Genomic DNA, 20,657 nt, shown 5'->3' with positions numbered 1-20,657 from the left:
CGTAAACCGCGCTGCGACCAGCCCCGTTCGCCCCGCGACAAGCATTGTCGCGGGACCAAGGTCAAGCGCTAAAGCCGCAGGGCCCGGACGACGTTGGATTGGAAGTTGGATCCGACCTGAAGCGCGGCGCCATCGTTCAGAAGCAGGCGCAACACCCCTTTGCCGGGCCGCTCGATACCCACGACACTATCAATGCGGACCATATGCGAGCGATGGATCCGGATCATGATCTTCGGGTCGATACGCTGTTCGATTTCGGTCATTCGCGCCCGCAAAATATAGCATTTGGTCGCCGTGTTGAGCAGCACATAATCGCGCGCCGCTTCGATCCGGTCGATCGCCTCGATAGGCACACGCACCGCGCCTCCCCGTCCAGGGACCCATATTCCATCGTCATAGCCAGCTTGGCCCCCATCACCCCGATCCGTCCCGGCGGGATCCGCTCGCACGAAGGCGTCGGGATCCGGCAGAGCGCGGCGACGGCGGACGCGATCGATCGCCATTCGCAACCTGTCAAAGCTGACTGGCTTGAGAAGATAGTCGACCGCGTCGACGTTGAAAGCTTCCATTGCGAAATCGTTGAAGGCCGTAACGAACACAAGTTCGGGCCGGCGCGGCGCATCGGCCAGGCGATGTGCCAGCTCCATCCCGCTGACTTCGGGCATCTGTATATCGAGCAGGACCATATCGGGATCGAGCTGCGCGATCTGACGCCCTGCTTCCTCGCCATCGGAGGCGCTTCCGACAACCTCGACATCGTCCATCTTATCGAGCGCCACGCGCAGCCGCGCGGCAGCAAGAGGTTCATCATCGACCAGCAATATACGCATCACGCCGTCGCCCTTTTCATTGCCCGCCGCAGCGGAAGGGTCAGCTCCACAGCGAACCCTCTGTCGCTCGCGCAGATATTGACCGCGGCATCGTCGCCATAAAAGGCCGCCATCCTGCCCCGCACGTTTCGCAGCCCCGATCCGCTCCCTTCTCTATCTTCGGATGGGAGGGCGGCCGCTCTGCCCCCATCGTCCTCGACCATCAAATGCAGCCGGTCGTCCACCTGACGGCAACGGACACTGAGCGTAACCAGCCGGCGCGAAGTCTGCACCGCGTGCTTGACGGCATTTTCGACAATCGGCTGCAAAAGAAATGTCGGCACGTGCGCGTCGAGAAGAGCGCTCTCGCAGTCGAACGTCACCTGCAGCCGCCCGGGAAAGCGAGCCGCTTCAATATCCAGATAGGCCTGCGCGATCGCCCATTCTTCGACCAGCGTCACCTCGGCCTCGGGGTCGGCCTCGAAGGTCAGGCGCAGGAAGTCGGACAGCCGCATCGTCAATCGGTCAGCTTCCGCCGACGCATTCGTGACAATGAGCGATGAAATGGAATTGAGAGTATTGAACAGGAAATGCGGGTTGAGCTGGAATCGCAGGGCGGCGAGTTCAGCGCCTTGAGCCGCGCTGCGCGCCTCGACCAAGCGTCTCGCGCTGTCCCGAACCGCATTCTCGCTAAGCCGCAGGCCGAGCGCCAAGGCATAAAATCCGTATATGAGGACGAAAGGCATCAGGCTGCGGTTGAACAATTCCGCCAGCGGCATCGACCGCATTCCCATCGACGGACCCAATATCTGCATCAATATCGCATCGATTAGCGCATGCAGCAGGGCGAGCGCCGTCGTGACAAGCGCGACCAGAGCCGTCATTGCGGGATTGGGCAGCCTCCGGGCGAGCATGATGAACCCGGCCAGCGCTCCGCAGAATATCACGCCCAGCCCCAAAGTCATCGCCTGAAGGACTTTCAGCGCATCGGGTATCGGTTTGCCCGAGGCGATGTCCTGCGCGGCCCATAGTAGAAGTACCATGACCCAAAATATCAGGGTCATCGCTGCGCCAAGCGCAAAACCCTTCAGTTTGAGGCGGAAAGTCGGGAGCCGGTTCACGGCGCGCGTCTTAGCACAGGCTGGCGTTTCGGCCGACCGGATTGGTCGCATCAAGGTCCGCGTTGGTCGAATTTCGGACGGGGATGATTTCGTCGTCGCTTGCGTGTCGAGCTTTGTCGCGTGCCCATCGCCATACCGCCCGCCCCCTGTGATTGCTCATGGAGGGCGCGACAGTCGCGCCGTGGAGAAAAGCGATGATCACTTCAGCGACGCGCCGCCGGCTGGCACTGGCTTTGCGCCTATCGGCTATATTGATACTGGGGGCGGATGCCGCCGTGATGGCATTTCGTCCAGACGCCCTCGCGGCGGAATTTGCAGCGACGGGCTTTGAAGCGGCGCAAGCGCCGCAGATTGCCGCCATTCTCGCCGTCTCGATCCTTCTCTATGCCGTCCCGCGGACAGCGCTGCTCGGAGCGATTTGCATCACCGGCTTTCTTGGCGGGGCAATTTGCGCCCATTTCCGGCTGGGCGAACTGGCCTCACCCCCGCAGTGGATATGCGTAATCCTCGGGATCATGACCTGGGCGGGCGTGAGAGGTTCGAAGAGCTGGCAGCCTTGGCTAGACTATATTGAAACTGCAGATAGGCAGTAGAGAGCAGAGGGTCGGAAGACATCGGCGGGGTGCCTTCTGACGCCCCACCGATGTCATGATCAGCACTTCTTCTCGTCGAATATGCCCATCAGCCGCTGCTTGCGCTGGTTGCGCTGGAGCATCGCTTCGGCATCCTCTTGACCGGAGCCGCCCATCCCGCCCGCTACGGACCCGGCGGCGCCCATTGCGGTAGAGGCGACCGCGCCGCCGCTACCGGCAACCCCGAGGATCGGGCTGGCGGCACCGAGCATCTTGAGAAAGCCAAGACCCTTCTTTTTCTTCTGCTTGGCACTCGCATCCGCCTGCCGCTGCCCGTCGAGCGAATTGATTTCCGCAGCCAGCGCCTCGCAGCTCATTTCCCGGTCTCCAGGCTTTACCGTTTGGAAGGCCGGTGTCTCCGCCTGCTTTTTGGCATAGGACGGCGCCGGCACGAGCAATGTCGCCGCGATCAGGCTGCCCAGTATCGACCATTGAATTTTACGCATTATCGGCTCCTTGCACATTGATGAGGTCAAAGGCCGAGCTTGCCCCGAGCTTATCCATCGCGAGAGCCGATTGCGATCAAGCCCGCCCCTGCCGCGTTCGGGCCGGCTGCGCATTCGATCGAAATGAACTGGCAGTACCAAGCGAAGAAACGCCCGCCGGGACTGTAAAGCGATCTTTGTCTTGCAAATGTCGGACTTGGTCGCGACGAGAGGCTTGTTTGTCGCGATATCGGCTAGGCGTCCTGACCGCTGACGCTTGGGCCGACTCGCCCGCCCGCCAATCTGCCCGCAACCCGGCAAGAACATGCGCAGCAATGGATCCGCCGGTTCGCAAGGAGGAAGCATGCAGGATCGCAGTTTTATCGCATGCGCCGCAGCATCGCCCGCGGCGCGGGTTTCGCTGATCCTGTGGGGTTTCGGCTTTGCGCTGGTTGCGATACTGGCCGGACTGATGGGGCGAGGCTTTTTGGTGCAGGCCATGATCCAGCTGCCCCTCTGCCTCACCGCGCTGAGCCTGGCCATGGCGCTCTTTTTTCTCTGGCAACGCCTCGAGCCGGCCGCGCCGGCGCTGCGCTGGCCGTCAATCCTCGTCGGCTGCCTTTGCGCCGGCGCCCTTCAGAGCGCCCTCGATCTTGTGCTTTATCGGTGGCTCACGGACACATTATTTCCCGAGTGGCAAAGCTGGACCAATATCGATTTCAGGCGAATTGGTTTTGTCTTCATCCTCTACACCTGGACTTTCTGCCTCAACGTCACGCTGTTCTGGGCCCTTGGCATCAGCGAGCGCGCCAAGAAGCAGGAGATGCTTGCCGCGGCAGCCGAAGCCCGCGCACAGGATGCTCGGATCGAAGCGCTACGCTTCCAGCTCAACCCGCATTTTCTGCTGAACACATTGAACGCGATATCGAGCCTGATCGTGCAGGGCCGCCCCGACGATGCCGATGCGATGACTATGAAACTGGCTACTTTTTTCCAAATCAATCTGGGCGGCGATGTCAAAACGCCGATTGCACTTGCCGATGAGATTGCGACGATCGAAGCCTATCTCGACATGGAAGCCATTCGTTTCGCCGAGCGGCTCAAGGTCGAAATCGACTGCCCGGCCGATCTTGGCAACGCGAGCGTTCCAGGCTTCATCCTCCAGCCGCTGGTCGAGAACGCCGTCAAATATGCTGTGGCTTCGTCGCGGCTCGGTGCCACGATTTCCATCGTGGCCCGTGCCGCGGACGATATGCTGACAATCTGCGTAAGCGATGACGGGAGAGCCGAACTGCCCGTACCAGAAAATGGAACAGGGGTCGGACTTCGCAACATTCGTGACCGGCTGGCCGTACTTTACGGAGAGAGGGGGCAATTGCACACGTCGGCCAGCGAGTCCGGCTTCACCGCGACCCTTCATATTCCGCTGATGCCCTGCCAAGCCCGCGGAAGTCGCGCCTTGATGCAAGTCACGGCGAGAAACCCATCCTCTGGCCGGCGTGCAGTCGGAGGCCGATCCTGATGCAGTCAGCAGCATTTACATCCATAAGGGGCATCAAGATTTTCCTCGCGCGCTTCCGAAGACACGAAGCCGGCGAACCGCGCGCCGCCTTACCCAAAAGTTGAAGGCAGAGCCGCTCAATCGAAAATGATGATGGCGGCGCTTGGGCCTTATCGATGAGGTGCAGAATGAAATTTCGCAGTCTTTTACTGGGAGCCTCGCTAGCCCTGGCTCAGATTGCCGTCTCCTCGCCCGCGCAGGCGAGAGAGCAGGTCACGCCGCGCACAGATGCGTCTCCGGACGCGGTCATACCGCTGGAACGCTGGCGCACGCGTTGGATGCTGCGCGCCGAGTTCGGTGGGGCGGAACGCAAGCTGCTGTTCGATTCCGGCGCTGGTCTGACGCTGCTCCATCCCGATGCTCTTGTGGCAGCAAAGTGCGAGCTGTGGGGCCGCGTGACCGGCTTTCGGATGTTTGGGCAACGGGGCGATGGTCCCCGTTGCAATGCCATGGATATCGTCATCGCCGGTCGCGCTTTCAGGCCGCCGCTTCTCGGCGCGATCAATCTCGGGAAGCTCAATCCTGCCGACGCCGAACTGGAAGGAATTGCCGCACTCAACATGTTTGAAGGGCGGGCCATTACCTTGAACCTTGGCGAAGGCGAGATCATCGTGGAATCTCCGGCGAGCCTCGCTGAACGCGTACACTCGATGCGTCCCTTCCCGATCCGCTTGAAGCGCGAGGTGGAGGGCACAGCGCTCGCCGTGATGGCGGAAGTGCCTACGCCGCGCGGCCCCGTATGGATGGAACTCGACTCGGGCAATGGGGGCACCGTGCTGGTGGCGAAGCACAACGCCTCGCTATTCGACTTGCAGGCTGACGCAGAGGGGCCTCAATCGGGGCATTTCAAGGTGGCCGATGGCGTCGAAATCGAGTCACAGCATATGTTCACGCCCGACATGATCATGGACGGCAATCTGGGCATGCCCTTTTTGCACGACTGGATCATCACGCTCGACTTGCGCGAAGGTCGCGGCTGGATCATCCGCAATCCGGAAGCCGGCCCCGCGCCGAAAGCGGCGCTGCCCGGCAAGAGTTCACCATGAATTAGCAATTCGAAAGCTTATCAGAGAGCATCAATGGCCGATTGCCGAAAGGCAGGTTTGAGTTGGCAAGCGGGGAATCCGGCCGTCGGATCGTAAAATCGATGCAGGCATTCGGGCAATGCACTCCATGACCTTGCGATGCGCAAGTTCAAGGCGATGAAAAACTCTCCACCATCAAATCAACAAACGCGCGCAGGCGTGGCAGGTGCCTGAGGTCGCGGTGAAAGCCGAGCCAGGTGTCCCGGCTCGGCGGATCGGTTTCAAGTTCCAGTTTCTCTATCCCCGCTGTCGCTTCAGCAAGCGGAACGGGTAAAACCGCAAGGCCAACGCCCTGCGCGCAGAGCTGCGCCTGCACATCACGGCTGTTGCTTCGCGCCGCAATATGGGCCTTCGGGAAGGTTCGTCCAAGCCAGGCAACGTCGGGCATGTCGCCAAAACCCGTATCCATCACGATCAACGGGCAGCCTGCACCGTCATCAGCAGCCGGCAGCCACGTTCCCGGCTTTGCGTAGAGGCCATAGTCCACGGTCACCAGCCTGCGCGCGATCACCTCCGGTTCGTCGAAGCCGGCGATGCGGATCACGAGATCGGCTTCGCGCCGGGCCAGACTGTAAACCCGCGCATCGGTCAGCAATTCGAGGACAACGGCCGGGTTGAGGCGCTGGAATTCGGCCATCACCGGCGTCAGCATGATGCGGCCGAACCAGTCCGAGCAGGTCAGCCGCAGCACTCCTTCGAGCGAACCGTCGCTGCCCGTGAGCTCGCGGGCGAGAGAAAGAGCTTCCGCCTCCATCACCTCCGCATGGCGAAGCATGATTGCGCCCTCGTCGGTCAGCGAGAAGCCGGACGACGAACGCTGGAAAAGCTTCGTGCCCACGGCCTCCTCCAGCGCCCGCAATCGCCGCCCCATTGTCGGCTGCGACTGGCCGAGGCGCCGGCCTGCGCCGCCCAGTGATCCGGCCCGCGCAATCGCGAGGAAAACGCGCAAGTCACTCCAGTCAAGCGGCACAGCGGACATAGCGCTTCCATTCAAAAATGAATGATCATTGTGCACTTTTAGCGGCTGTCAGTCAAAGGTGAATGCGTCCATCACCTGTGCATCAACAGGAGACCGACCATGTCCAAGCCAACCATGACCGCCGCCCTCGTCGAAGTCACCAACGGACCTTTCATCCTCCGTGAGCTTGCGCGGCCAGAGCCCGCGGCCGGGCAGGTGCTCGTGCAGATCGCGGCGAGCGGCACCAATCCGCTCGACACCAAGATCAGGGCGGGCGAGGCGGCCCACGCCCGGCAACCCCTTCCGGCCATCCTCGGGATGGATCTTGCCGGAACGGTGGTCGCAATCGGGGATGGCGTGGCGGGCTTCCGGATCGGGGACGCCGTTTTCGGACTGACGGGCGGTGCCGGCGGGCTGCAGGGCTCGCATGCGCAGTTCGCTGCCGTGGATGCGCCGCTGCTGGCCAGCAAACCGGCTTCGCTCACCATGCGGCAGGCATCGGTTCTGCCATTGGTCGTGATCACCGCCTGGGAAGGATTGGTCGACCGTGCGAAGGTCCGCGCCGGGCAGACAGTGCTGGTGCAAGGCGGCGCGGGCGGTGTCGGCCATGTTGCCGTCCAGATTGCGCTTGACCGCGGGGCAAAGGTCTTTGCCACCGCGCTGCGTGAGGATCTCGACTATGTGCGCAGCCTGGGTGCCACACCGATCGACGCCTCTGTCGAAGTGGAAGCTTTTGTCGCCGAACATACCGGCGGCGCGGGCTTCGATGTGGTCTACGATACGCTCGGCGGTCCGGTTCTGGATGCCTCGTTCCGTGCTGTGAAGCGCTTCGGGCACGTGGTGAGCTGCCTGGGCTGGGGCACACACAAGCTGGCTCCGTTGTCCTTCAAGCAAGCCACCTATTCGGGCGTGTTCACGCTGCACACGCTGCTGGCGGACGAGGGCCGTGCGCATTTCGGCGAAATCCTGACCGAGGCGAGTGCTCTTGTCGAGGCGGGCAAGCTCCTTCCCAGGCTCGATCAGCGCAGCTTTTCCATCGAGGAACTCGGGGCCGCTTACGACGCGGTGCTGGGTGTGAACGGCGCTGCGCGCCAGCAAGGCAAGATCGCGGTCACCATCGATCCGCAAGCCGACTAGCCGCAACAGGACCGAAGGCATCCCTTCGCCGCCGCCCTTTTGGTGCGACTTCCGCAAGAACCACAGGAACATCACATGACAAAGACATTCGGCTTCACTTCCACCACCGACGACGTGCTCAAAGGGATCGATCTGACCGGCAAGCGCATTCTCTTGACCGGCGTTTCGGCAGGGCTCGGGGTCGAAACCGCCTGCGCGCTCGCCAGCCACGGCGCGCAGGTGGTCGGCACGGCGAGAGACCTTGGCAAGGCCGTCAGGGCTCTCTCCGAAGCCGGACTTGATCAGGCCGCCGTCGCTCTGCTGGAACTCGATCTGGCCGATCTGGCGAGCTTGCGACGCGCGGCGGCGGAATTGCTGGCGGACGGCCATGGCCTCGACCTTGTGATTGCCAATGCCGGAGTCATGGCGCCGCCGTTCGGGCGCACGGCCGATGGCTTCGAAACCCAGTTCGGAACCAATCATCTCGGTCATTTTGCGTTCGTGAACAGCATTGCCGCGCTTATGCGGCCCGGATCGCGGCTGGTGATGCTGGCATCGTCCGGGCATCGCTTCGCCGATGTCGATCTCGTCGATCCGAACTTCGATACGACGCCTTACGAACCGTTCGTCGGCTATGGTCGTTCCAAGACCGCCAACATCCTCTTCGCTGTCGAGTTCGACCGGCGGTATCGCGCGCTCGGGCTGCGAGCGACGGCGGTGCATCCCGGCGCAATCCGGACCGAGCTGGCCCGCCACATGGGCGCCGAAAAGCTCGAATTGCTTGCCGACAGCATCAACGCGGACCTGGCGAAGGAGGGTAAGCCGCCAATGGCGTGGAAGACCCCTGCGCAGGGCGCGGCGACAACGCTCTGGGCAGGGCTCGTGGCCGAAGCTGACGCTGTTGGCGGGCGCTATTGCGAGGATTGCCAGGTGTCTCCGCTGATCAGCGATGAAAGCATCGGCTTCGGCAGCCCGGGCGTGCGGCCCTATGCGCTGGATCCCGAAACCGCCAAGGCTCTCTGGGCCAAAAGCGAGGAGTGGGTGTCGCAGACCTTCGATCTGCGTCCCGCAGCCCAGCGATAGACCGACGAGACACCCGCTGGCTGCCGTGCGCCGGACAGCCCGCAGGGATTGTCAACCGGCGCCGCAAGGAGTAGTCCCATGGACACTATCACCACCAGCGACGGAACACGCATCTTCTTCAAGGACTGGGGTCCGAAAGACGCGCGCACGATTGTCTTTCACCACGGATGGCCGCTGAGCGCCGACGAGTGGGACAACCAGATGATGTTCTTCCTCGATCGCGGCTTTCGCGTGATTGCGCATGACCGCCGCGGTCATGGCCGTTCGACGCAGACCGAGAATGGCAACGACATGGACACCTATGCCCGGGATGTGATCGAACTGGCGCGCGCGCTTGATCTCAAGGCCGCGATCCATATCGGCCATTCGACCGGTGGGGGCGAGGTGGCACGCTATGTCGCGCAGGCGGAACCGGGCCGCGTGTCCATGGCGGTGCTGATCAGCGCCATTACGCCGGTGATGATCCGCACCGGCAGCAATCCCGGCGGGCTGCCGGTGGAGGTGTTCGATGGCTATCGCCAGGCTGTGGCGGCAAACCGCACCCAGGCCTATCTCGATATCGCTTCCGGCCCGTTCTACGGATTCAACCGTCCCGGCGCTGCGCCGGTGGAAGGCACCATACGCAATTGGTGGCGGCAGGGCATGATGGGCGGGATCAAGGCCCATCATGATTGCATCAAGGTGTTTTCCGAGACCGATCTCACCGAAGATCTCAAGGCAATCGACGTGCCGGTTCTAGTGCTTCACAGCGAAGACGATCAGGTCGTGCCGTTTGCGTCTTCCGCTCCGCTGGCTGCGAAGTTGGCGAAGCACGGCACGCTCAAGACCTACCCCGATCTTCCGCACGGGATGCCGACGAGCCACCCGGACATCATAAACATGGACATTTTGACCTTCATCAGCACAGCGTAGGGTCTGCTGATGACACGATCCCTCTCCTCCTTGGTTTGGGCGGCTGCTTTCAGAAAGCGCGGGTGATAGATCGAATGACCGAAATTGGGCGCGCAGGCGACTCTCGGCGTTAGCAGATCAACTGCGTTGAATCATGTCGATCAAGGCCCTCAGCGCACCGGAAGGGTGCCGCCGGCTCGGATGGTAAAGGTAAAGGCCTTCCTCTGTCGGGGTCCACTCGTCCAACAGGGAAACAAGCCGGCCGGCCGCAATATCGGCGGCGACGCGCCCATCCGCGATATAGGCGATACCGGCACCAGCAAGCGCGGCGCGCCGCATCAATGCCGGCTCGTCGAGCGTCAGGGGGCCTGATACATCGATCATGAATCCTCTCGTCCCCTCCTGGAACTCCCAGGCATAGCTGGCGCCATTGGCAAGCTGGATGCGAATGCAGCGGTGAGCGAGAAGATCGGCCGGCACGCGCGGCATCTCTCTGCCGGCCAGATAGGCTGGCGAGGCTACGATCCGGAAGCGGACGGGACCCGAAATGGGCACGCAGGTCATCCCCGTCGGCACCGATTCCGCTTGTCGAATGCCCGCATCAAAACCTTGGGCGACGATATCGATCAAACGCTCCTCGGTGACGAGATCAATCGACACAGCAGGATAGCGGTCCAAAAATGGCACAACCAGCGACGGGAGAATCTGGTGCGCTGCTCCCGATGAACAGTTGATTCGCAGCCTGCCCGCCGGTGTGTCGCGCTCGTCGGTCGCATCTTCGATCGCTGCTCCGATCTCGCGGAGCGCCGGCACCATCCGCGCCACAAATCGTTCGCCAGCTGAGGTTAGCGCGACGCTGCGGGTCGTCCGTGCGAAGAGCCGCACCCCAAGCCGCTCCTCGACGTTCGCCACCGTCCTGCTGAGCGCAGTCGTCGAGAGGCCAAGATCGAGTGCCGCCAGACTAAAACTCCGCTGGCGGGCAACTGCGGCGACGGCCTCCAGCTCCGCCAGCCGCCCGGCTCTGATTATCCCGCTTCTTGGCATGATATGATGATTATCGCACCCCTTATCGGGATCATAGCCATAATCTACCTTTAGACCTCCCGATCATTTGGAGGTTGTTATGACCCAAACCTGGCTCATCACCGGCGGCGCACGCGGGCTTGGCCGCGCGCTCGCCGAAGCCGTGCTCGAAGCAGGGGACAATCTCGTCGCCACCGCGCGCGCACCCGAGCAGCTTGCCGACCTCGTTGCGCGTTTCCCGAATAGCGTGTTGGCGACTTCGCTCGACGTCACCGACGCGGACTCGGCCGCGCATGCCGTAGCTCTGGCCATCGATCGGTTCGGCACCCTCGATATTCTCGTCAACAACGCGGGCTACGGCGACGTCGCGCCGATCGAGGGCACCAGTCTCGCAAGCTTTCGTCGGCAGATCGAAACCAATCTGTTTGGTACAATCATCGTGTCCAAGGCGGCCATCCCGCTGTTCCGGCACCAGCGGTCGGGCCGCCTCATTCAGATCTCGTCGATCGGGGGACGATCCGGCGCGATCGGACGCGGAGCTTACTCTGCGGCGAAGTTCGGGGTTGAGGGCTTTTCGGAAGTGCTGGCGCAGGAGATGGAACCTTTTGGGGTCCATGTCACGATCGTCGAGCCGGGCGGCTTCCGCACCGACTTCGCTGGAGCCTCGACGAAGATCGAGGACGGTGATCCCGACTATGCCGAAACCGTCGGGGCTGTCGCCGCAAGGCAGCGCGTCTACAACGGACATCAGCCAGGCGACCCGGCAAAGGCCGCGAAGGCGATTCTCGCGCTCGCCGCGCTCCCGGCGCCGCCGTTGCGACTGGTGCTGGGGAGCGATGCGTTCGGCCGAGCCGAATTGACGGACCGCGCCCGGATGGACGAACTTCAACAGTGGCGTTCGCTCAGCTGCTCGACCGACTTCGAGGCGGGGTCACCGGAGAAATTGCCCCCGAAACGCTCGCCCCGTCAGGAGCTCTTGTCATGATCAACGCCGCCCCGCGATCAGCCACCCTCAATCGGCGCCGCCTTCTGGGCGTGGCCACCGTGACCGTTGCCGCAATCCAGTTCGGCCAGTCCGCGAACACCGCTCGCGCCGCGACGCTCCTGCCGGGTGTCAGCGACTTAGGTCCACTCCGCCAGATTGATGCCGGTTCGCTCTCCGTGGGGTATGCGGATTTAGGCCCGGCGGGCGGCACACCCGTGATCCTACTTCATGGCTGGCCTTATGACATCCAAGCCTTCGCCGAGGTCGCGCCGCGGCTCGCCAGCGCAGGACACCGCGTCATCGTCCCCTATTTGCGAGGGTATGGCAGTACGGTCTTCCGTTCGCCCGACGCGGTGCGGAACGGCCAACAGGCTGCGCTCGCCTTCGACTTGATTGCGTTGATGGATGCGCTAAAAATCCGCCGCGCGATATTGGGCGGCTTCGACTGGGGTGCCCGCACGGCCGATATTGTTGCCGCACTCTGGCCGGACCGATGCTTGGGCCTGATAGCGGTCAGCGGCTATCTGATCGGCAGCCAGCAGGCCAATGCCACGCCATTGCCCCCCAAGGCCGAACTCGCCTGGTGGTATCAGTTCTACTTTGCAACGGAGCGCGGCCGGATTGGCTATGAGACGAACCGCCACGCCTTCAACAAGCTGATCTGGCAGATGGCGTCGCCCCAATGGCATTTCGACGCTCGCATTTACGAGCGCTCGGCGAAAAGCTTCGACAACCCCGACCATGTCGCAATCGTGATTCACAATTATCGCTGGCGGCTGGGTCTCGTAGAAGGCGAGACGCACTACGAAGCAGCCGAAGCAGCGCTTGCAGCGACTCCACCGATCGCGGTGCCGACGATCACCATGGAGGGCGACGCCAACGGCGCGCCGCACCCCGAGCCAAGAGGCTATCGCGCGCGTTTCACTGGCCCCTACGAGCATCGCTTGATCGGCGGCGGCGTCGGTCATAACCTACCGCAAGAAGCGCCTGCGGCCTTCGCTGACGCCGTGCTTGCAATCGCGGACATGGCCTAAAGGTGGGTTGCGGGAATGGTCGCTAGGCTGCATGACAGAGCTCAATGAATGACGGCTTTCAGGACCGCGACAAAAACCGAAAGAACGGCCAAAATCAGGCGCATGGCCGACCCCGTCTTGTCTTTTCGGCACCCCAAGCGTCGGGCAACGACGGGCCCGGAGCTACCATAACAGGCGCTTCAGCAACCATCCATACACGTTTACGTTTATTGCACATATTTCACTTATTGCGTTTACTGGTCCAGCTATATATATAGCCGGCCCCGGCAGCGAGGAGAATGAAATGAGCGATCAGGAGCTTTCCCAGCGGCCCCCTACCGAAACGGAAGTGCGACAAGCGTCGGAGGCTGCGCGTGCGCTTGCCAAGGCCCTCACGTCGAAGGGCCTTCCCTTCTCCGTACAGCGAAACGGGAACCGGACCGAGGTGGACCTGTCGCCAGCGCTCGGACAACTGGTTCTCGACGTGCTGACCCACGTTGCCCGCGGCGAAATGGTGACATTTGTTCCCTACGGAGCCGAACTGACCACGAAGGAAGCGGCCGACCTGTTGAATGTGTCGCGTCCCTTCCTGGTGTCGATGCTGAGCGACGGGAAGATACCGTTTCACAAGGTCGGATCGCACCGACGCGTGCGGGCAAGCGACGTGCTCGCGTTTCGAGCGCAGCGCGATGCGGAACGAAGCGGCGCGCTTGCCGATCTTCAGCGCCTTGGCCAGGAGTTCGATGCGGATTGAGGTGCCTAGCCGACCGTTTTGTCGTCGTTCTCGACGCGAATGTGCTTTATCCGTTCAGGGTAAGGGACGCCCTGCTTCGGTTCGCCGAGGCAGGGCTGTTCCGCGCTCGTTGGTCGCCAACAATTCTCGACGAATGGCGCCGCAACCTCCTTGCCCAAAAGCCCGGCTATGAGACCAGTATCGATGCGCAAATCGAGGCGATGCACGTCGCCTTTCCCGAGGGCTGCGTGATTGGCGGCACCGGCCTGATCGGCAGCCTCGATCTGCCAGACGCTGACGATCGCCATGTTCTGGCGACGGCGATCCGCGCCGGTGCCGAGCATATCGTGACCGAGAACTTGAGAGATTTCCCGGACGCGAAGCTCGACCAATATGGGATCAGCGCGGTCTCGGCCGACGATTTTCTCGCGAGCACATTCGAACTTTATCCCGCCGAGGCCCTGTCAGCGCTCGCGACGATGCGGCGCTGCTACACGCGGCCGCCCTTCACACCGAACGAGTTCATCTTCGATCTGCAGAAGAAAGGCCTGCCCAAGCTCGCCTCGATGCTGCGCGAGAATATCGACCTCCTGTAAGCGATTTCGCAAAGGAAAGAGATAGAACCCGTAAGCCGCTACGCGCCAGCGCGAGCTTCCATCTCTGCGATACGTTCCGAGCAAATGGCGTGCACTGCCTGGCCAAGCTCCTCGACACGCCCCGCAAGCCACACCAGGTCCGCTTCGCTGATCCGATAATGTTTCGAGTAGCGGGCCTTCACATAGGCTTCCTTGAGCTTCTCGAAGCGAGCGCGATCGGCCTTCAGCTCACGCGGCCACGCGTCGACAAGACGCATATCGATCCGCTCAGCTTGCGTCCGCAGAAAGCCGAGATTGTGAACGTGGGGCGAATAGAATGTGCACACCAACAGGACGCAGTGGTACAAGAATTCGGTACTCTGGTGGAGGTCGAATGCCGCGGGCTTAAGATAGCCCTTCTCCCGACCCATGGCTGACAACTCGAACCGCTGCATTGCCAGAGGAAACCACTCCTCAAAATATTCCTTCGCCATCGCCAACGCCTGGTCAGGCGTCTTCGGCTTCGGCTGATGCAAGGCCTTGTCGTCGGCCTCGTAAAGCGCAATCCCGTCGCGCGCGACGTCCATGAAGAAATAGCGCCCGTGCGCGAGCCCGTCGTTCACCTCCTGCAGGGTGTGGACGATGAAATTCACCGGGGTCTTGAGGGTCCGGTCGATCAGAAGTTCTCGGGTCAGCCGGTCGTCAAGCTTCGACCAGACATCGAGCTTGTCGATCAGCCGCTTGTCGCTGACGATGATGAGCAGGTCGAAGTCCGAGCGATAGCCCTTGGCGGTGTGCGGTTCGTCGACCCAGCCGCCGCGCGCATAGCTGCCGTAGAGAATGATCTTGTCGATGCGCCCCTTCTTCTTCCAGCTCATCGTGCCGAGCGCAATGGCGTCCTCAAATTCTTCGAAGATGATCGCCTTCACGCGCTCGAGCTCGCGCTGCTTGTTGGCCGGGAGATGGTCGAGATCGTTCCGCATCGCTCCTTCCTTCTGTGGGCACATGCTTGCCCGATGGCAAGCGCGGTCAGGTCCAGATCGGCACCTGATGCCGGATCCCGGATACGAAAATTCCCGTCGGGGATGCCGAACGCCCGTGCCTTGTCGACGAGATTGTCCTGGATGCCGGTGCCCGAGAAGACGATGAGCCCGGTGGGCTGGCGTGGATCAGCCGCTCGTTGGCTTGAAGGGCGCGGCTTTGCGATCGCGGTCCCGTCGGGGCGGACCGCCCCCTGCGGGATTTTGCGCGCGTCGGCGCAGCAAGCGGCAGCGCGCCGGTCGAGGCCGCAGTGCGGAGGAATACCATGTCGGCATGGCGGACATGCACGCGGACTTGCCAAAATGTTCTTCCTATGTTCTCATTGATGCATGAACAGAATCGATACCGCCCGAGTCGCCGAAACACTGCTCACTGCGCCCGGCTGGGCGCGCGTGGGCCTTACCGCACCCACCCGCCATGTTCGCGTCGAGGCAGCGTTCGAGCTGGCGCGCGCGATCGCAGAAAGCTTGGGCGAGAATGGCGAGCCCGCGCATATCGACCAGCTCGGGCTGTCGCTGTGACGTGGGCGGCTGGACCAAAGACGGGCAGCGGCGCGCCACACATCTGTTCGAAGCGGCGGCCTGGTATCAGGCGGTCAGGCCCGTTTGCCGCTGCGGGCATGGCGCAAGCTTCGATCCCTATGGCCTCTGGTGGCTGTTCCAGCGCAAGATGTGGGACGATGATCTTGGGCGCGCCCGCGAGAAATTCTGGTGCGCGCGCTGCAAGGCGCGAACGGGCAAGCGTATACGCCCGGTCCGGCTCGACCTGGTCGAGCCTGGCAAGGACGACATTCGGCTGCCGATGCCCGACGAGCGCGAATGGAAGCGCGCGCTGAGCCGCTTCCGCGCCTAGCCAGCGAAAGGCAGACCGATGGATATCGAAGGTAACGACGCCCTCATCGGCATCGGCAGGTTCCATCGCGTGATGATCTGGGACGGTGTGCGCGAGCGCGAGAAGGAGCTCCACTGGGGTTTGCCTTCGCGCGATCCCGATGTCTTCCAGATTCCGCTGCTCAAGTCCGAGACCGCGATCATCGATCGCCCCTGTCTGCTGCTTGCCGATGCCTTCGGATTGGTGAAGCAGGGCAAGACAATCTATTCGGCCAGCCTGATCGGCGAACCGTTGATGGGCATCGCGGCGGTCTGGCGACCGGAGAGCCGCGAATGGCCGGGCAGTTTCGCGGCGCTCACCGTCGCTGCCTACGACGATCTCGCACCTTATAAGGACCGCCATGTGGCGGTGGTTCACCCCGAGGATCTTTTCGACTGGCTCGAGCGCGCGCGACCGCCGCTGGACATGTTGCGCCGCTTCCCCAAGAATAGCTTCAGAATCGCGCCGCCGATCCAGCAGAGCTTCGGGGTCCTGCTGGGGGCAGCCTGACCGTGAGCCTCCCCTGACCTGGAGCCGTCAATGTGCAATCTGGTGACGCTGAACAGCTCGGTTGACGAAGTAGCATCCTATTTCAGGGCGCGCCGGCCGCAGGCCACCAATGTCTCGCCAGGCGACGTCTATCCCGGCGGACAGGGTTTCGTGGTCCGCCAGGACGGCGGCGAGCGCGTCCTGCAGGCGATGACCTGGGGCTTCCCGGTGCGGCTCAAGCATATGAAGCCCACGAGCAAGCCGAAACCCGTCAACAATGCCCGCGACGACAAGCTGATGTCCTTCTGGCGTCCCTGGTTCACCAACCCGGCGCATCGCTGCCTCATTCCCTTCACCTCCTTCGCCGAAGCCGAAGGCGAGAAAGGACGCATGACGCGGACGTGGATCAGCGTCACCGACCAGCCGCTTGTCGCCTGGGCGGGTCTCTGGCGTCCGAGCGATGAATGGGGCGATTGCTATACGGGCGTGATGGTCGATGCGACCGAGGAATTGTTTCATATTCACGACCGCATGCCCGTGATTCTGCACCCCGAAGATCATGAGGCCTGGCTCCAGGCGCCTGCCGAAGAGGCGATGGCGCTGGTCGCGAAATATCCCGCAAACCGCCTCGCCGTCGAGCGGACCGACGTGCCATGGTTCAGCCGCAAGGCCCCGCCGGCTGACACGCCAAACCTCTTTCCGTGATGCGGTTCCGATGACCGATGAACCCAGGTGGAAGCGTCGCGCCCTTGCTATCGAGTTCTGGCTCGCCGCAGTGATCGTGGCGGGCTCCTTCATCGCTGGAATTATCGGCGCGGTTCGGTCGCTCACGGGCGACTGACTGCATAGCTCGCGCAGCGGGGACATCGCATCGCATGGCCGTCAGGCCGATAACGTGTCAAAATGGTCCCATCTTCTACTCGCACAGGCTTTACGTCATTTCTCGGGACGTTAGACCGTTGGAACCGATAGATTGCCGCGCCGAGGCAGCGAAGACTGCCGTCCGGCGTGCGATATCAGGACCCGTCGGTGACTTGTCCCAATCTCGCGCGTCCCGGAGAGGAACCGGCGGCGTTCGACCCAGGGAGCGGACCGCGGGCAGCCGGGTCGGGAACGCGCCAGCGGCCGATTATCGACGTGAAGCAGTTTTATTTGACAGAGGAACTCGCGCACGAAATTTCAGGCGCCGGGCATGAAGACCATCTTTTTTCGGCGCTCGCGAAAGCCGCAGACCGTATGGGTTTTGACCATTTCGCGCTCGCCTTCGAACGACGCGGCGGCGAGAACGCGTCAATCCTTGTCCATAATTATCCCGAGGCCTGGGCGCGGATTTATATCGGCCTCGACCTCCGCTCAACCGACCCGATCCGGCGCGCCGGCGAGCGATCGCTCACCGGCTTCGAATGGCGCAATGTCGACCATTTTATTCCGCTGTCGCGCGGCGATCGGCAATTTCTCAGCGTCGCGCGAGAGAGCGGCGTCGGCGACGGATTCACCGTTCCGCGTCATCTGCCCGGCGAGGCGAGCGGATCCTGCTCTTTTGCCGTGAAGCCGCGCGCCGACACGCCCGGCCATATGCTCCATGTCGCAGAGATCATCGGTGCCGTTGCGATCGCGAAGGCGCGCGAGCTCGTCGGCACGGCCCCTCTGAGAGGACGTTCCATCCTCACCGAGCGGCAGCGCGAATGCGTGCTCTGGTCGGCGCGCGGCAAGACCGCCGGCGAGATCGCAGATATTCTCGGGATCAGCGAGGAGACGGTGGTGCGCCACCTCAAGATGGCGCGCGATCGCTATTCGGTCCATTGCCGCTCGATGCTGATCCTTTGCGCATTGTTCGACGGTCTGATTGGCTTCTCCGACATCTACGACTGGTGGCGCCCCGACTAATCCGGCGGTCCAATCGCAAAAGGCTTGCCCATAAATGGGAATAGCCGCCCCGCGGGATTGGTGGTCTGAAATGAGCTTCCAGCAACGAAGGACATTTCATGACCGATCAATCCCCGCGGGCGCCAGCTGCGCCCGGCGACGCGGCGCTGCGCGCCATGTTCGCCGCCCGCAAACACGTGTTCATCGACCGGTTAAAATGGGATCTTCCTGCCCTTGACGACCGCTTCGAGCTCGACCAGTTCGATAATCCGCAGGCCCGATATCTTATCCTTCTCGATCCCGACGATCTGCGTCACCGTGCATCGGCGCGATTGCTGCCCACGACATCGCCGCATCTTCTCGGCAACATCTACCCGCACCTCTGCCCGGACGGCGCGCCCTCTGACGAGAGCATCTGGGAGGTCAGCCGCTTCTGCCTCGACCCGGCGCAAACGGCGGCAGAGCGTCTCGACGCGCGCAATCAGCTCGTCAGCGCCCTTGCGGACCATGCCCTTCACAGCGGCATCCGCGAATATGTCGGGATCGCCGACACGCGCTGGTTCGCGAAGATCAGCAGCTTCGGCTGGTCGTGCCGCGCGTTCGGCCCCGCGCGGCCCGACGGGGCATGCCCGATCCTCGCGTTCGGCATAAGGATCGATGAGGACACGCTTCCCGGGCTGCAGCGGACGGGAACATGGGCGCCGCTCGGGCTCAGACTCGAAAGCGGGGAGCTCGCACCATGAGAAGGGCTATCAACCACGCCGCCCGTGGGCGCCTCGTCAGCGAGCTCCGCCGCGACGGATATTGCATCCTGCATGGGGTCGCACCCGCGCCTGTGCACGCCCTCGCGAAGGATCTCGAGCCGGTCTTTGCCGAAACGCCCTTTTGCCAGGGCGACTTCTACGGACGGCGAACGAAGCGGTTCGGCAGCCTGTTGCGGCGCTCGGGGCACATGGCCGATCTGGTGCTCGATCCTCTCGTTCTGCCCGCCGTCGAGGCGATCCTTGGAACGGGATGCGAACGCATCCAGCTCAACCTCACGCAGGCGATCGAGATCCACCCCGGTGAAGTGCGGCAGTTTCCGCATCGCGATCAGGACATGTGGCGCGGGGCAGACGGCAGCCAGGAATATCTGGTCAATGTCCTCTGGCCCCTGACGCCCTTCACCAGGGACAATGGCGCGACCGAAATCTATCCGGGCAGCCATGGCGTCAGCGGTATGGCCAAAGAGGATCCCGGCCCTCCCATATATGCCGAATGCGAACCCGGGTCGGCGATCTGCTTTCTGGGATCGACCGCGCATGGCGCTGGCGCGAACATCAGCGAGAATGTCCGGCGCGGCTTGCTCGTGAGCTACAGTTTAGGATGGCTGAAGCCCTATGAAAATCTGTGGCTGGCTTACCCACCTCACGTCGCAAGAGATTTTCCGCCCGGGCTCGCGGCGCTAGCGGGCTATGCGCAGCACCGCCCCAACCTTGGCAATTATGAGGGGCAGTGCCCTTCCATCCTCCTGCAAGACGATCCGCCTGGTCCAGTCGGCGCCGTCGATGCGCTTCGTCCCGACCAGGCCGATGCCGTCGCCGATTTTGCCGCCGGCCAAAGGAACGCCCAATGAGCCCCGCGCATGTGTTCGAGCCGACCTATGAAGCGGTCAAACGGCGCCTGATGACGGGCGCATGGCCGGCCGGCGCGAGGATCGAAGCCGCGCGCGTCGCCGATGAACTTGGCGTCAGTCTGACTCCGGTGCGCGACAGCCTCTTCCGGTTGGATGGCGAACGCATGGTCGACTTCCGACCGGGTGAGGGTTTTCATGTGCATCGCCTCACCGAGACCGAGTTTCGCGATCTTCTCGAACTGCATCTGGTGCTCCTGCTCGCCGCGATTGCGACGGCACCGAATGCGGCCGCAGCGACGGTGTCTGCCGACCAGCCCTATCCCGACCGGATCGCCGATCTGTTCCTCGCCATCGCCGAACGAACTTCGAACGGCGAGATCGTCGCGAGCATAGCGGCGATCGGCGACCGGCTGCAGTTCTCGCGGCACTTCGATGCGGCAATCCTCGGCGACGTAGAGAGCGAGTACCGCCGGATCGAGACCGCAGTCGCCGATGCCGAACCGCAGGCCGCGGTCCGAAATTTGCTGCTTGGCTATCATGAGAGACGGGCGCACGAGGCGGCGCGCTATGCACGGATGCTTGGCGCTCACCAGGGCGGCCAGGCTTGATGCGCGAGACCGCATCCCACACTTTTGCTTGTCAGCGCCCCTCGCACTTGACATGATTCAGCGGCGCAGAAGCATCGCTGGCAGCTCCTGCGCGAAATCTTTCGCCAGGCATTAAATGCGCCAGTCCCTGACCGGACCGGCGGCCGAACCGGACCTGG

General features: G+C 62.8%; 25 protein-coding genes. 19 read left to right on the top strand and 6 right to left on the bottom strand.

All coding sequences use genetic code 11. The features are described from left to right. Nucleotides 1–68 precede the first annotated feature (68 nt). Both P1IM2_RS04570 and P1IM2_RS04565 read right to left on the bottom strand, forming a co-directional pair. The gene (locus P1IM2_RS04570; RefSeq protein ID WP_260833920.1) at nt 69–830 is read right to left on the bottom strand and encodes a LytR/AlgR family response regulator transcription factor; all 762 of its coding nucleotides are present in this window, start codon (nt 828–830) and stop codon (nt 69–71) included. Further along, nucleotides 830–1,873 carry a sensor histidine kinase gene (locus tag P1IM2_RS04565; protein WP_186401555.1) on the bottom strand — a complete coding sequence of 348 codons (1,044 nt, stop codon included), beginning with the start codon at nt 1,871–1,873 and terminating at the stop codon, nt 830–832. The genes P1IM2_RS04570 and P1IM2_RS04565 overlap by 1 nt, the downstream gene beginning before the upstream one ends. Before the next feature lie 251 nt (nt 1,874–2,124). Between P1IM2_RS04565 and P1IM2_RS04560 the strand changes: the two genes are divergently transcribed. Next, on the top strand, nt 2,125–2,523 hold the full coding sequence (locus tag P1IM2_RS04560) for a DoxX family protein (RefSeq protein WP_186401554.1): 399 nt from the start codon (nt 2,125–2,127) through the stop codon (nt 2,521–2,523). Nucleotides 2,524–2,582: 59 nt separating this feature from the next. Here P1IM2_RS04560 and P1IM2_RS04555 read toward each other — a convergent pair whose 3' ends face one another. Next, nucleotides 2,583–3,008, bottom strand: coding sequence for a hypothetical protein (locus P1IM2_RS04555; protein WP_186401553.1), 426 nt, complete (start codon nt 3,006–3,008; stop codon nt 2,583–2,585). Between the two features lie 343 nt (nt 3,009–3,351). On the opposite strand from P1IM2_RS04555, the gene P1IM2_RS04550 reads away from it, so the two are divergent. Together P1IM2_RS04550 and P1IM2_RS04545 are read left to right on the top strand one after the other, a co-directional pair. Then, on the top strand, nt 3,352–4,509 hold the full coding sequence (locus P1IM2_RS04550; protein WP_186401552.1) for a sensor histidine kinase: 1,158 nt from the start codon (nt 3,352–3,354) through the stop codon (nt 4,507–4,509). Between the two features lie 167 nt (nt 4,510–4,676). Further along, nucleotides 4,677–5,594, top strand: coding sequence for a hypothetical protein (locus P1IM2_RS04545; RefSeq protein WP_186401551.1), 918 nt, complete (start codon nt 4,677–4,679; stop codon nt 5,592–5,594). A 148-nt stretch (nt 5,595–5,742) separates the two neighbouring features. Here P1IM2_RS04545 and P1IM2_RS04540 read toward each other — a convergent pair whose 3' ends face one another. Next, nucleotides 5,743–6,612 (bottom strand): LysR family transcriptional regulator, encoded by an 870-nt coding sequence (locus P1IM2_RS04540; protein ID WP_186401550.1) that lies wholly within the window; start codon nt 6,610–6,612, stop codon nt 5,743–5,745. Nucleotides 6,613–6,711: 99 nt separating this feature from the next. Here P1IM2_RS04540 and P1IM2_RS04535 point away from each other — a divergent pair, with 99 nt between their 5' ends. The 3 genes from P1IM2_RS04535 (at nt 6,712) to P1IM2_RS04525 (ending at nt 9,702) form a co-directional block, all read left to right on the top strand. After that, nucleotides 6,712–7,728: a zinc-dependent alcohol dehydrogenase family protein gene (locus tag P1IM2_RS04535; RefSeq protein WP_186401549.1), complete on the top strand. Its 1,017-nt coding sequence runs from the start codon at nt 6,712–6,714 to the stop codon at nt 7,726–7,728. Nucleotides 7,729–7,803: 75 nt separating this feature from the next. Then, nucleotides 7,804–8,790 (top strand): SDR family NAD(P)-dependent oxidoreductase, encoded by a 987-nt coding sequence (locus P1IM2_RS04530; protein WP_186401548.1) that lies wholly within the window; start codon nt 7,804–7,806, stop codon nt 8,788–8,790. Between the two features lie 78 nt (nt 8,791–8,868). Continuing rightward, nucleotides 8,869–9,702 carry an alpha/beta fold hydrolase gene (locus tag P1IM2_RS04525; protein ID WP_186401547.1) on the top strand — a complete coding sequence of 278 codons (834 nt, stop codon included), beginning with the start codon at nt 8,869–8,871 and terminating at the stop codon, nt 9,700–9,702. Nucleotides 9,703–9,819: 117 nt separating this feature from the next. Here the strand turns inward: P1IM2_RS04525 and P1IM2_RS04520 are convergent, their stop codons facing one another. Next, nucleotides 9,820–10,725 carry a LysR family transcriptional regulator gene (locus tag P1IM2_RS04520; RefSeq protein WP_222102993.1) on the bottom strand — a complete coding sequence of 302 codons (906 nt, stop codon included), beginning with the start codon at nt 10,723–10,725 and terminating at the stop codon, nt 9,820–9,822. Between the two features lie 79 nt (nt 10,726–10,804). Between P1IM2_RS04520 and P1IM2_RS04515 the strand changes: the two genes are divergently transcribed. The 4 genes from P1IM2_RS04515 to P1IM2_RS04500 all read left to right on the top strand — a co-directional run bounded on the left by P1IM2_RS04515 (nt 10,805) and on the right by P1IM2_RS04500 (nt 14,031). Continuing rightward, on the top strand, nt 10,805–11,689 hold the full coding sequence (locus P1IM2_RS04515; protein ID WP_186401546.1) for an oxidoreductase: 885 nt from the start codon (nt 10,805–10,807) through the stop codon (nt 11,687–11,689). Beyond that, nucleotides 11,686–12,723, top strand: a complete 1,038-nt coding sequence (locus P1IM2_RS04510) for an alpha/beta fold hydrolase (RefSeq protein WP_186401545.1) — start codon at nt 11,686–11,688, stop codon at nt 12,721–12,723. Before P1IM2_RS04515 ends, P1IM2_RS04510 begins: the two co-directional genes overlap by 4 nt. A gap of 283 nt (nt 12,724–13,006) precedes the next feature. Further along, a complete protein-coding gene (locus tag P1IM2_RS18845) occupies nt 13,007–13,456 on the top strand; it encodes a helix-turn-helix domain-containing protein (protein WP_186401544.1) in 450 nt (149 codons plus the stop codon). After that, nucleotides 13,453–14,031: a PIN domain-containing protein gene (locus P1IM2_RS04500; protein ID WP_186401543.1), complete on the top strand. Its 579-nt coding sequence runs from the start codon at nt 13,453–13,455 to the stop codon at nt 14,029–14,031. Before P1IM2_RS18845 ends, P1IM2_RS04500 begins: the two co-directional genes overlap by 4 nt. A gap of 38 nt (nt 14,032–14,069) precedes the next feature. Here the strand turns inward: P1IM2_RS04500 and P1IM2_RS04495 are convergent, their stop codons facing one another. Continuing rightward, nucleotides 14,070–14,993, bottom strand: coding sequence for a nucleotidyltransferase and HEPN domain-containing protein (locus tag P1IM2_RS04495; protein WP_186401542.1), 924 nt, complete (start codon nt 14,991–14,993; stop codon nt 14,070–14,072). Nucleotides 14,994–15,380: 387 nt separating this feature from the next. Between P1IM2_RS04495 and P1IM2_RS04490 the strand changes: the two genes are divergently transcribed. The 9 genes from P1IM2_RS04490 to P1IM2_RS04455 all read left to right on the top strand — a co-directional run bounded on the left by P1IM2_RS04490 (nt 15,381) and on the right by P1IM2_RS04455 (nt 20,499). Further along, the gene (locus P1IM2_RS04490) at nt 15,381–15,572 is read left to right on the top strand and encodes a DUF6771 family protein (protein WP_186401541.1); all 192 of its coding nucleotides are present in this window, start codon (nt 15,381–15,383) and stop codon (nt 15,570–15,572) included. A gap of 1 nt (nt 15,573) precedes the next feature. After that, entirely contained in the window at nt 15,574–15,903 is a 330-nt protein-coding gene (locus tag P1IM2_RS04485; protein WP_254535731.1) for a hypothetical protein, read from the top strand. Between the two features lie 18 nt (nt 15,904–15,921). Next, on the top strand, nt 15,922–16,431 hold the full coding sequence (locus P1IM2_RS04480; protein WP_186401539.1) for a hypothetical protein: 510 nt from the start codon (nt 15,922–15,924) through the stop codon (nt 16,429–16,431). A gap of 30 nt (nt 16,432–16,461) precedes the next feature. Next, nucleotides 16,462–17,115: an SOS response-associated peptidase gene (locus P1IM2_RS04475; protein ID WP_186401538.1), complete on the top strand. Its 654-nt coding sequence runs from the start codon at nt 16,462–16,464 to the stop codon at nt 17,113–17,115. 10 nt (nt 17,116–17,125) lie between these two features. After that, nucleotides 17,126–17,251 carry a hypothetical protein gene (locus P1IM2_RS18840; protein ID WP_260833905.1) on the top strand — a complete coding sequence of 42 codons (126 nt, stop codon included), beginning with the start codon at nt 17,126–17,128 and terminating at the stop codon, nt 17,249–17,251. 167 nt (nt 17,252–17,418) lie between these two features. Then, nucleotides 17,419–18,297, top strand: a complete 879-nt coding sequence (locus P1IM2_RS04470) for a helix-turn-helix transcriptional regulator (RefSeq protein ID WP_260833904.1) — start codon at nt 17,419–17,421, stop codon at nt 18,295–18,297. 98 nt (nt 18,298–18,395) lie between these two features. Beyond that, nucleotides 18,396–19,019 (top strand): acyl-homoserine-lactone synthase, encoded by a 624-nt coding sequence (locus P1IM2_RS04465; RefSeq protein WP_186401537.1) that lies wholly within the window; start codon nt 18,396–18,398, stop codon nt 19,017–19,019. Next, nucleotides 19,016–19,891, top strand: coding sequence for a phytanoyl-CoA dioxygenase family protein (locus P1IM2_RS04460; RefSeq protein ID WP_186401536.1), 876 nt, complete (start codon nt 19,016–19,018; stop codon nt 19,889–19,891). Before P1IM2_RS04465 ends, P1IM2_RS04460 begins: the two co-directional genes overlap by 4 nt. After that, nucleotides 19,888–20,499 (top strand): GntR family transcriptional regulator, encoded by a 612-nt coding sequence (locus P1IM2_RS04455; RefSeq protein ID WP_186401535.1) that lies wholly within the window; start codon nt 19,888–19,890, stop codon nt 20,497–20,499. The genes P1IM2_RS04460 and P1IM2_RS04455 overlap by 4 nt, the downstream gene beginning before the upstream one ends. Nucleotides 20,500–20,657: the final 158 nt, after the last annotated feature.

It is taken from the genome of Sphingopyxis sp. P1IMeth2, from assembly GCF_900185685.1.
GTDB classification, from domain to species: domain Bacteria; phylum Pseudomonadota; class Alphaproteobacteria; order Sphingomonadales; family Sphingomonadaceae; genus Sphingopyxis; species Sphingopyxis terrae_A.
Note: the sequence above shows the minus strand (reverse complement) of the source record. Positions and strands in the feature narration are given on the sequence as shown.

What these genes read in the sequence shown, in the direction of transcription:
- P1IM2_RS04570 (WP_260833920.1), bottom strand. Translation starts at nt 830, where the DNA reads ATGCGTATATTGCTGGTCGATGATGAACCTCTTGCTGCCGCGCGGCTG.
- P1IM2_RS04565 (WP_186401555.1), bottom strand. Translation starts at nt 1,873, where the DNA reads ATGACCCTGATATTTTGGGTCATGGTACTTCTACTATGGGCCGCGCAG.
- P1IM2_RS04560 (WP_186401554.1), top strand. Translation starts at nt 2,125, where the DNA reads ATGATCACTTCAGCGACGCGCCGCCGGCTGGCACTGGCTTTGCGCCTA.
- P1IM2_RS04555 (WP_186401553.1), bottom strand. Translation starts at nt 3,008, where the DNA reads ATGCGTAAAATTCAATGGTCGATACTGGGCAGCCTGATCGCGGCGACA.
- P1IM2_RS04550 (WP_186401552.1), top strand. Translation starts at nt 3,352, where the DNA reads ATGCAGGATCGCAGTTTTATCGCATGCGCCGCAGCATCGCCCGCGGCG.
- P1IM2_RS04545 (WP_186401551.1), top strand. Translation starts at nt 4,677, where the DNA reads ATGAAATTTCGCAGTCTTTTACTGGGAGCCTCGCTAGCCCTGGCTCAG.
- P1IM2_RS04540 (WP_186401550.1), bottom strand. Translation starts at nt 6,612, where the DNA reads ATGTCCGCTGTGCCGCTTGACTGGAGTGACTTGCGCGTTTTCCTCGCG.
- P1IM2_RS04535 (WP_186401549.1), top strand. Translation starts at nt 6,712, where the DNA reads ATGTCCAAGCCAACCATGACCGCCGCCCTCGTCGAAGTCACCAACGGA.
- P1IM2_RS04530 (WP_186401548.1), top strand. Translation starts at nt 7,804, where the DNA reads ATGACAAAGACATTCGGCTTCACTTCCACCACCGACGACGTGCTCAAA.
- P1IM2_RS04525 (WP_186401547.1), top strand. Translation starts at nt 8,869, where the DNA reads ATGGACACTATCACCACCAGCGACGGAACACGCATCTTCTTCAAGGAC.
- P1IM2_RS04520 (WP_222102993.1), bottom strand. Translation starts at nt 10,725, where the DNA reads ATGCCAAGAAGCGGGATAATCAGAGCCGGGCGGCTGGCGGAGCTGGAG.
- P1IM2_RS04515 (WP_186401546.1), top strand. Translation starts at nt 10,805, where the DNA reads ATGACCCAAACCTGGCTCATCACCGGCGGCGCACGCGGGCTTGGCCGC.
- P1IM2_RS04510 (WP_186401545.1), top strand. Translation starts at nt 11,686, where the DNA reads ATGATCAACGCCGCCCCGCGATCAGCCACCCTCAATCGGCGCCGCCTT.
- P1IM2_RS18845 (WP_186401544.1), top strand. Translation starts at nt 13,007, where the DNA reads ATGAGCGATCAGGAGCTTTCCCAGCGGCCCCCTACCGAAACGGAAGTG.
- P1IM2_RS04495 (WP_186401542.1), bottom strand. Translation starts at nt 14,993, where the DNA reads ATGCGGAACGATCTCGACCATCTCCCGGCCAACAAGCAGCGCGAGCTC.
- P1IM2_RS04490 (WP_186401541.1), top strand. Translation starts at nt 15,381, where the DNA reads ATGAACAGAATCGATACCGCCCGAGTCGCCGAAACACTGCTCACTGCG.
- P1IM2_RS04480 (WP_186401539.1), top strand. Translation starts at nt 15,922, where the DNA reads ATGGATATCGAAGGTAACGACGCCCTCATCGGCATCGGCAGGTTCCAT.
- P1IM2_RS04475 (WP_186401538.1), top strand. Translation starts at nt 16,462, where the DNA reads ATGTGCAATCTGGTGACGCTGAACAGCTCGGTTGACGAAGTAGCATCC.
- P1IM2_RS18840 (WP_260833905.1), top strand. Translation starts at nt 17,126, where the DNA reads ATGACCGATGAACCCAGGTGGAAGCGTCGCGCCCTTGCTATCGAGTTC.
- P1IM2_RS04465 (WP_186401537.1), top strand. Translation starts at nt 18,396, where the DNA reads ATGACCGATCAATCCCCGCGGGCGCCAGCTGCGCCCGGCGACGCGGCG.
- P1IM2_RS04460 (WP_186401536.1), top strand. Translation starts at nt 19,016, where the DNA reads ATGAGAAGGGCTATCAACCACGCCGCCCGTGGGCGCCTCGTCAGCGAG.
- P1IM2_RS04455 (WP_186401535.1), top strand. Translation starts at nt 19,888, where the DNA reads ATGAGCCCCGCGCATGTGTTCGAGCCGACCTATGAAGCGGTCAAACGG.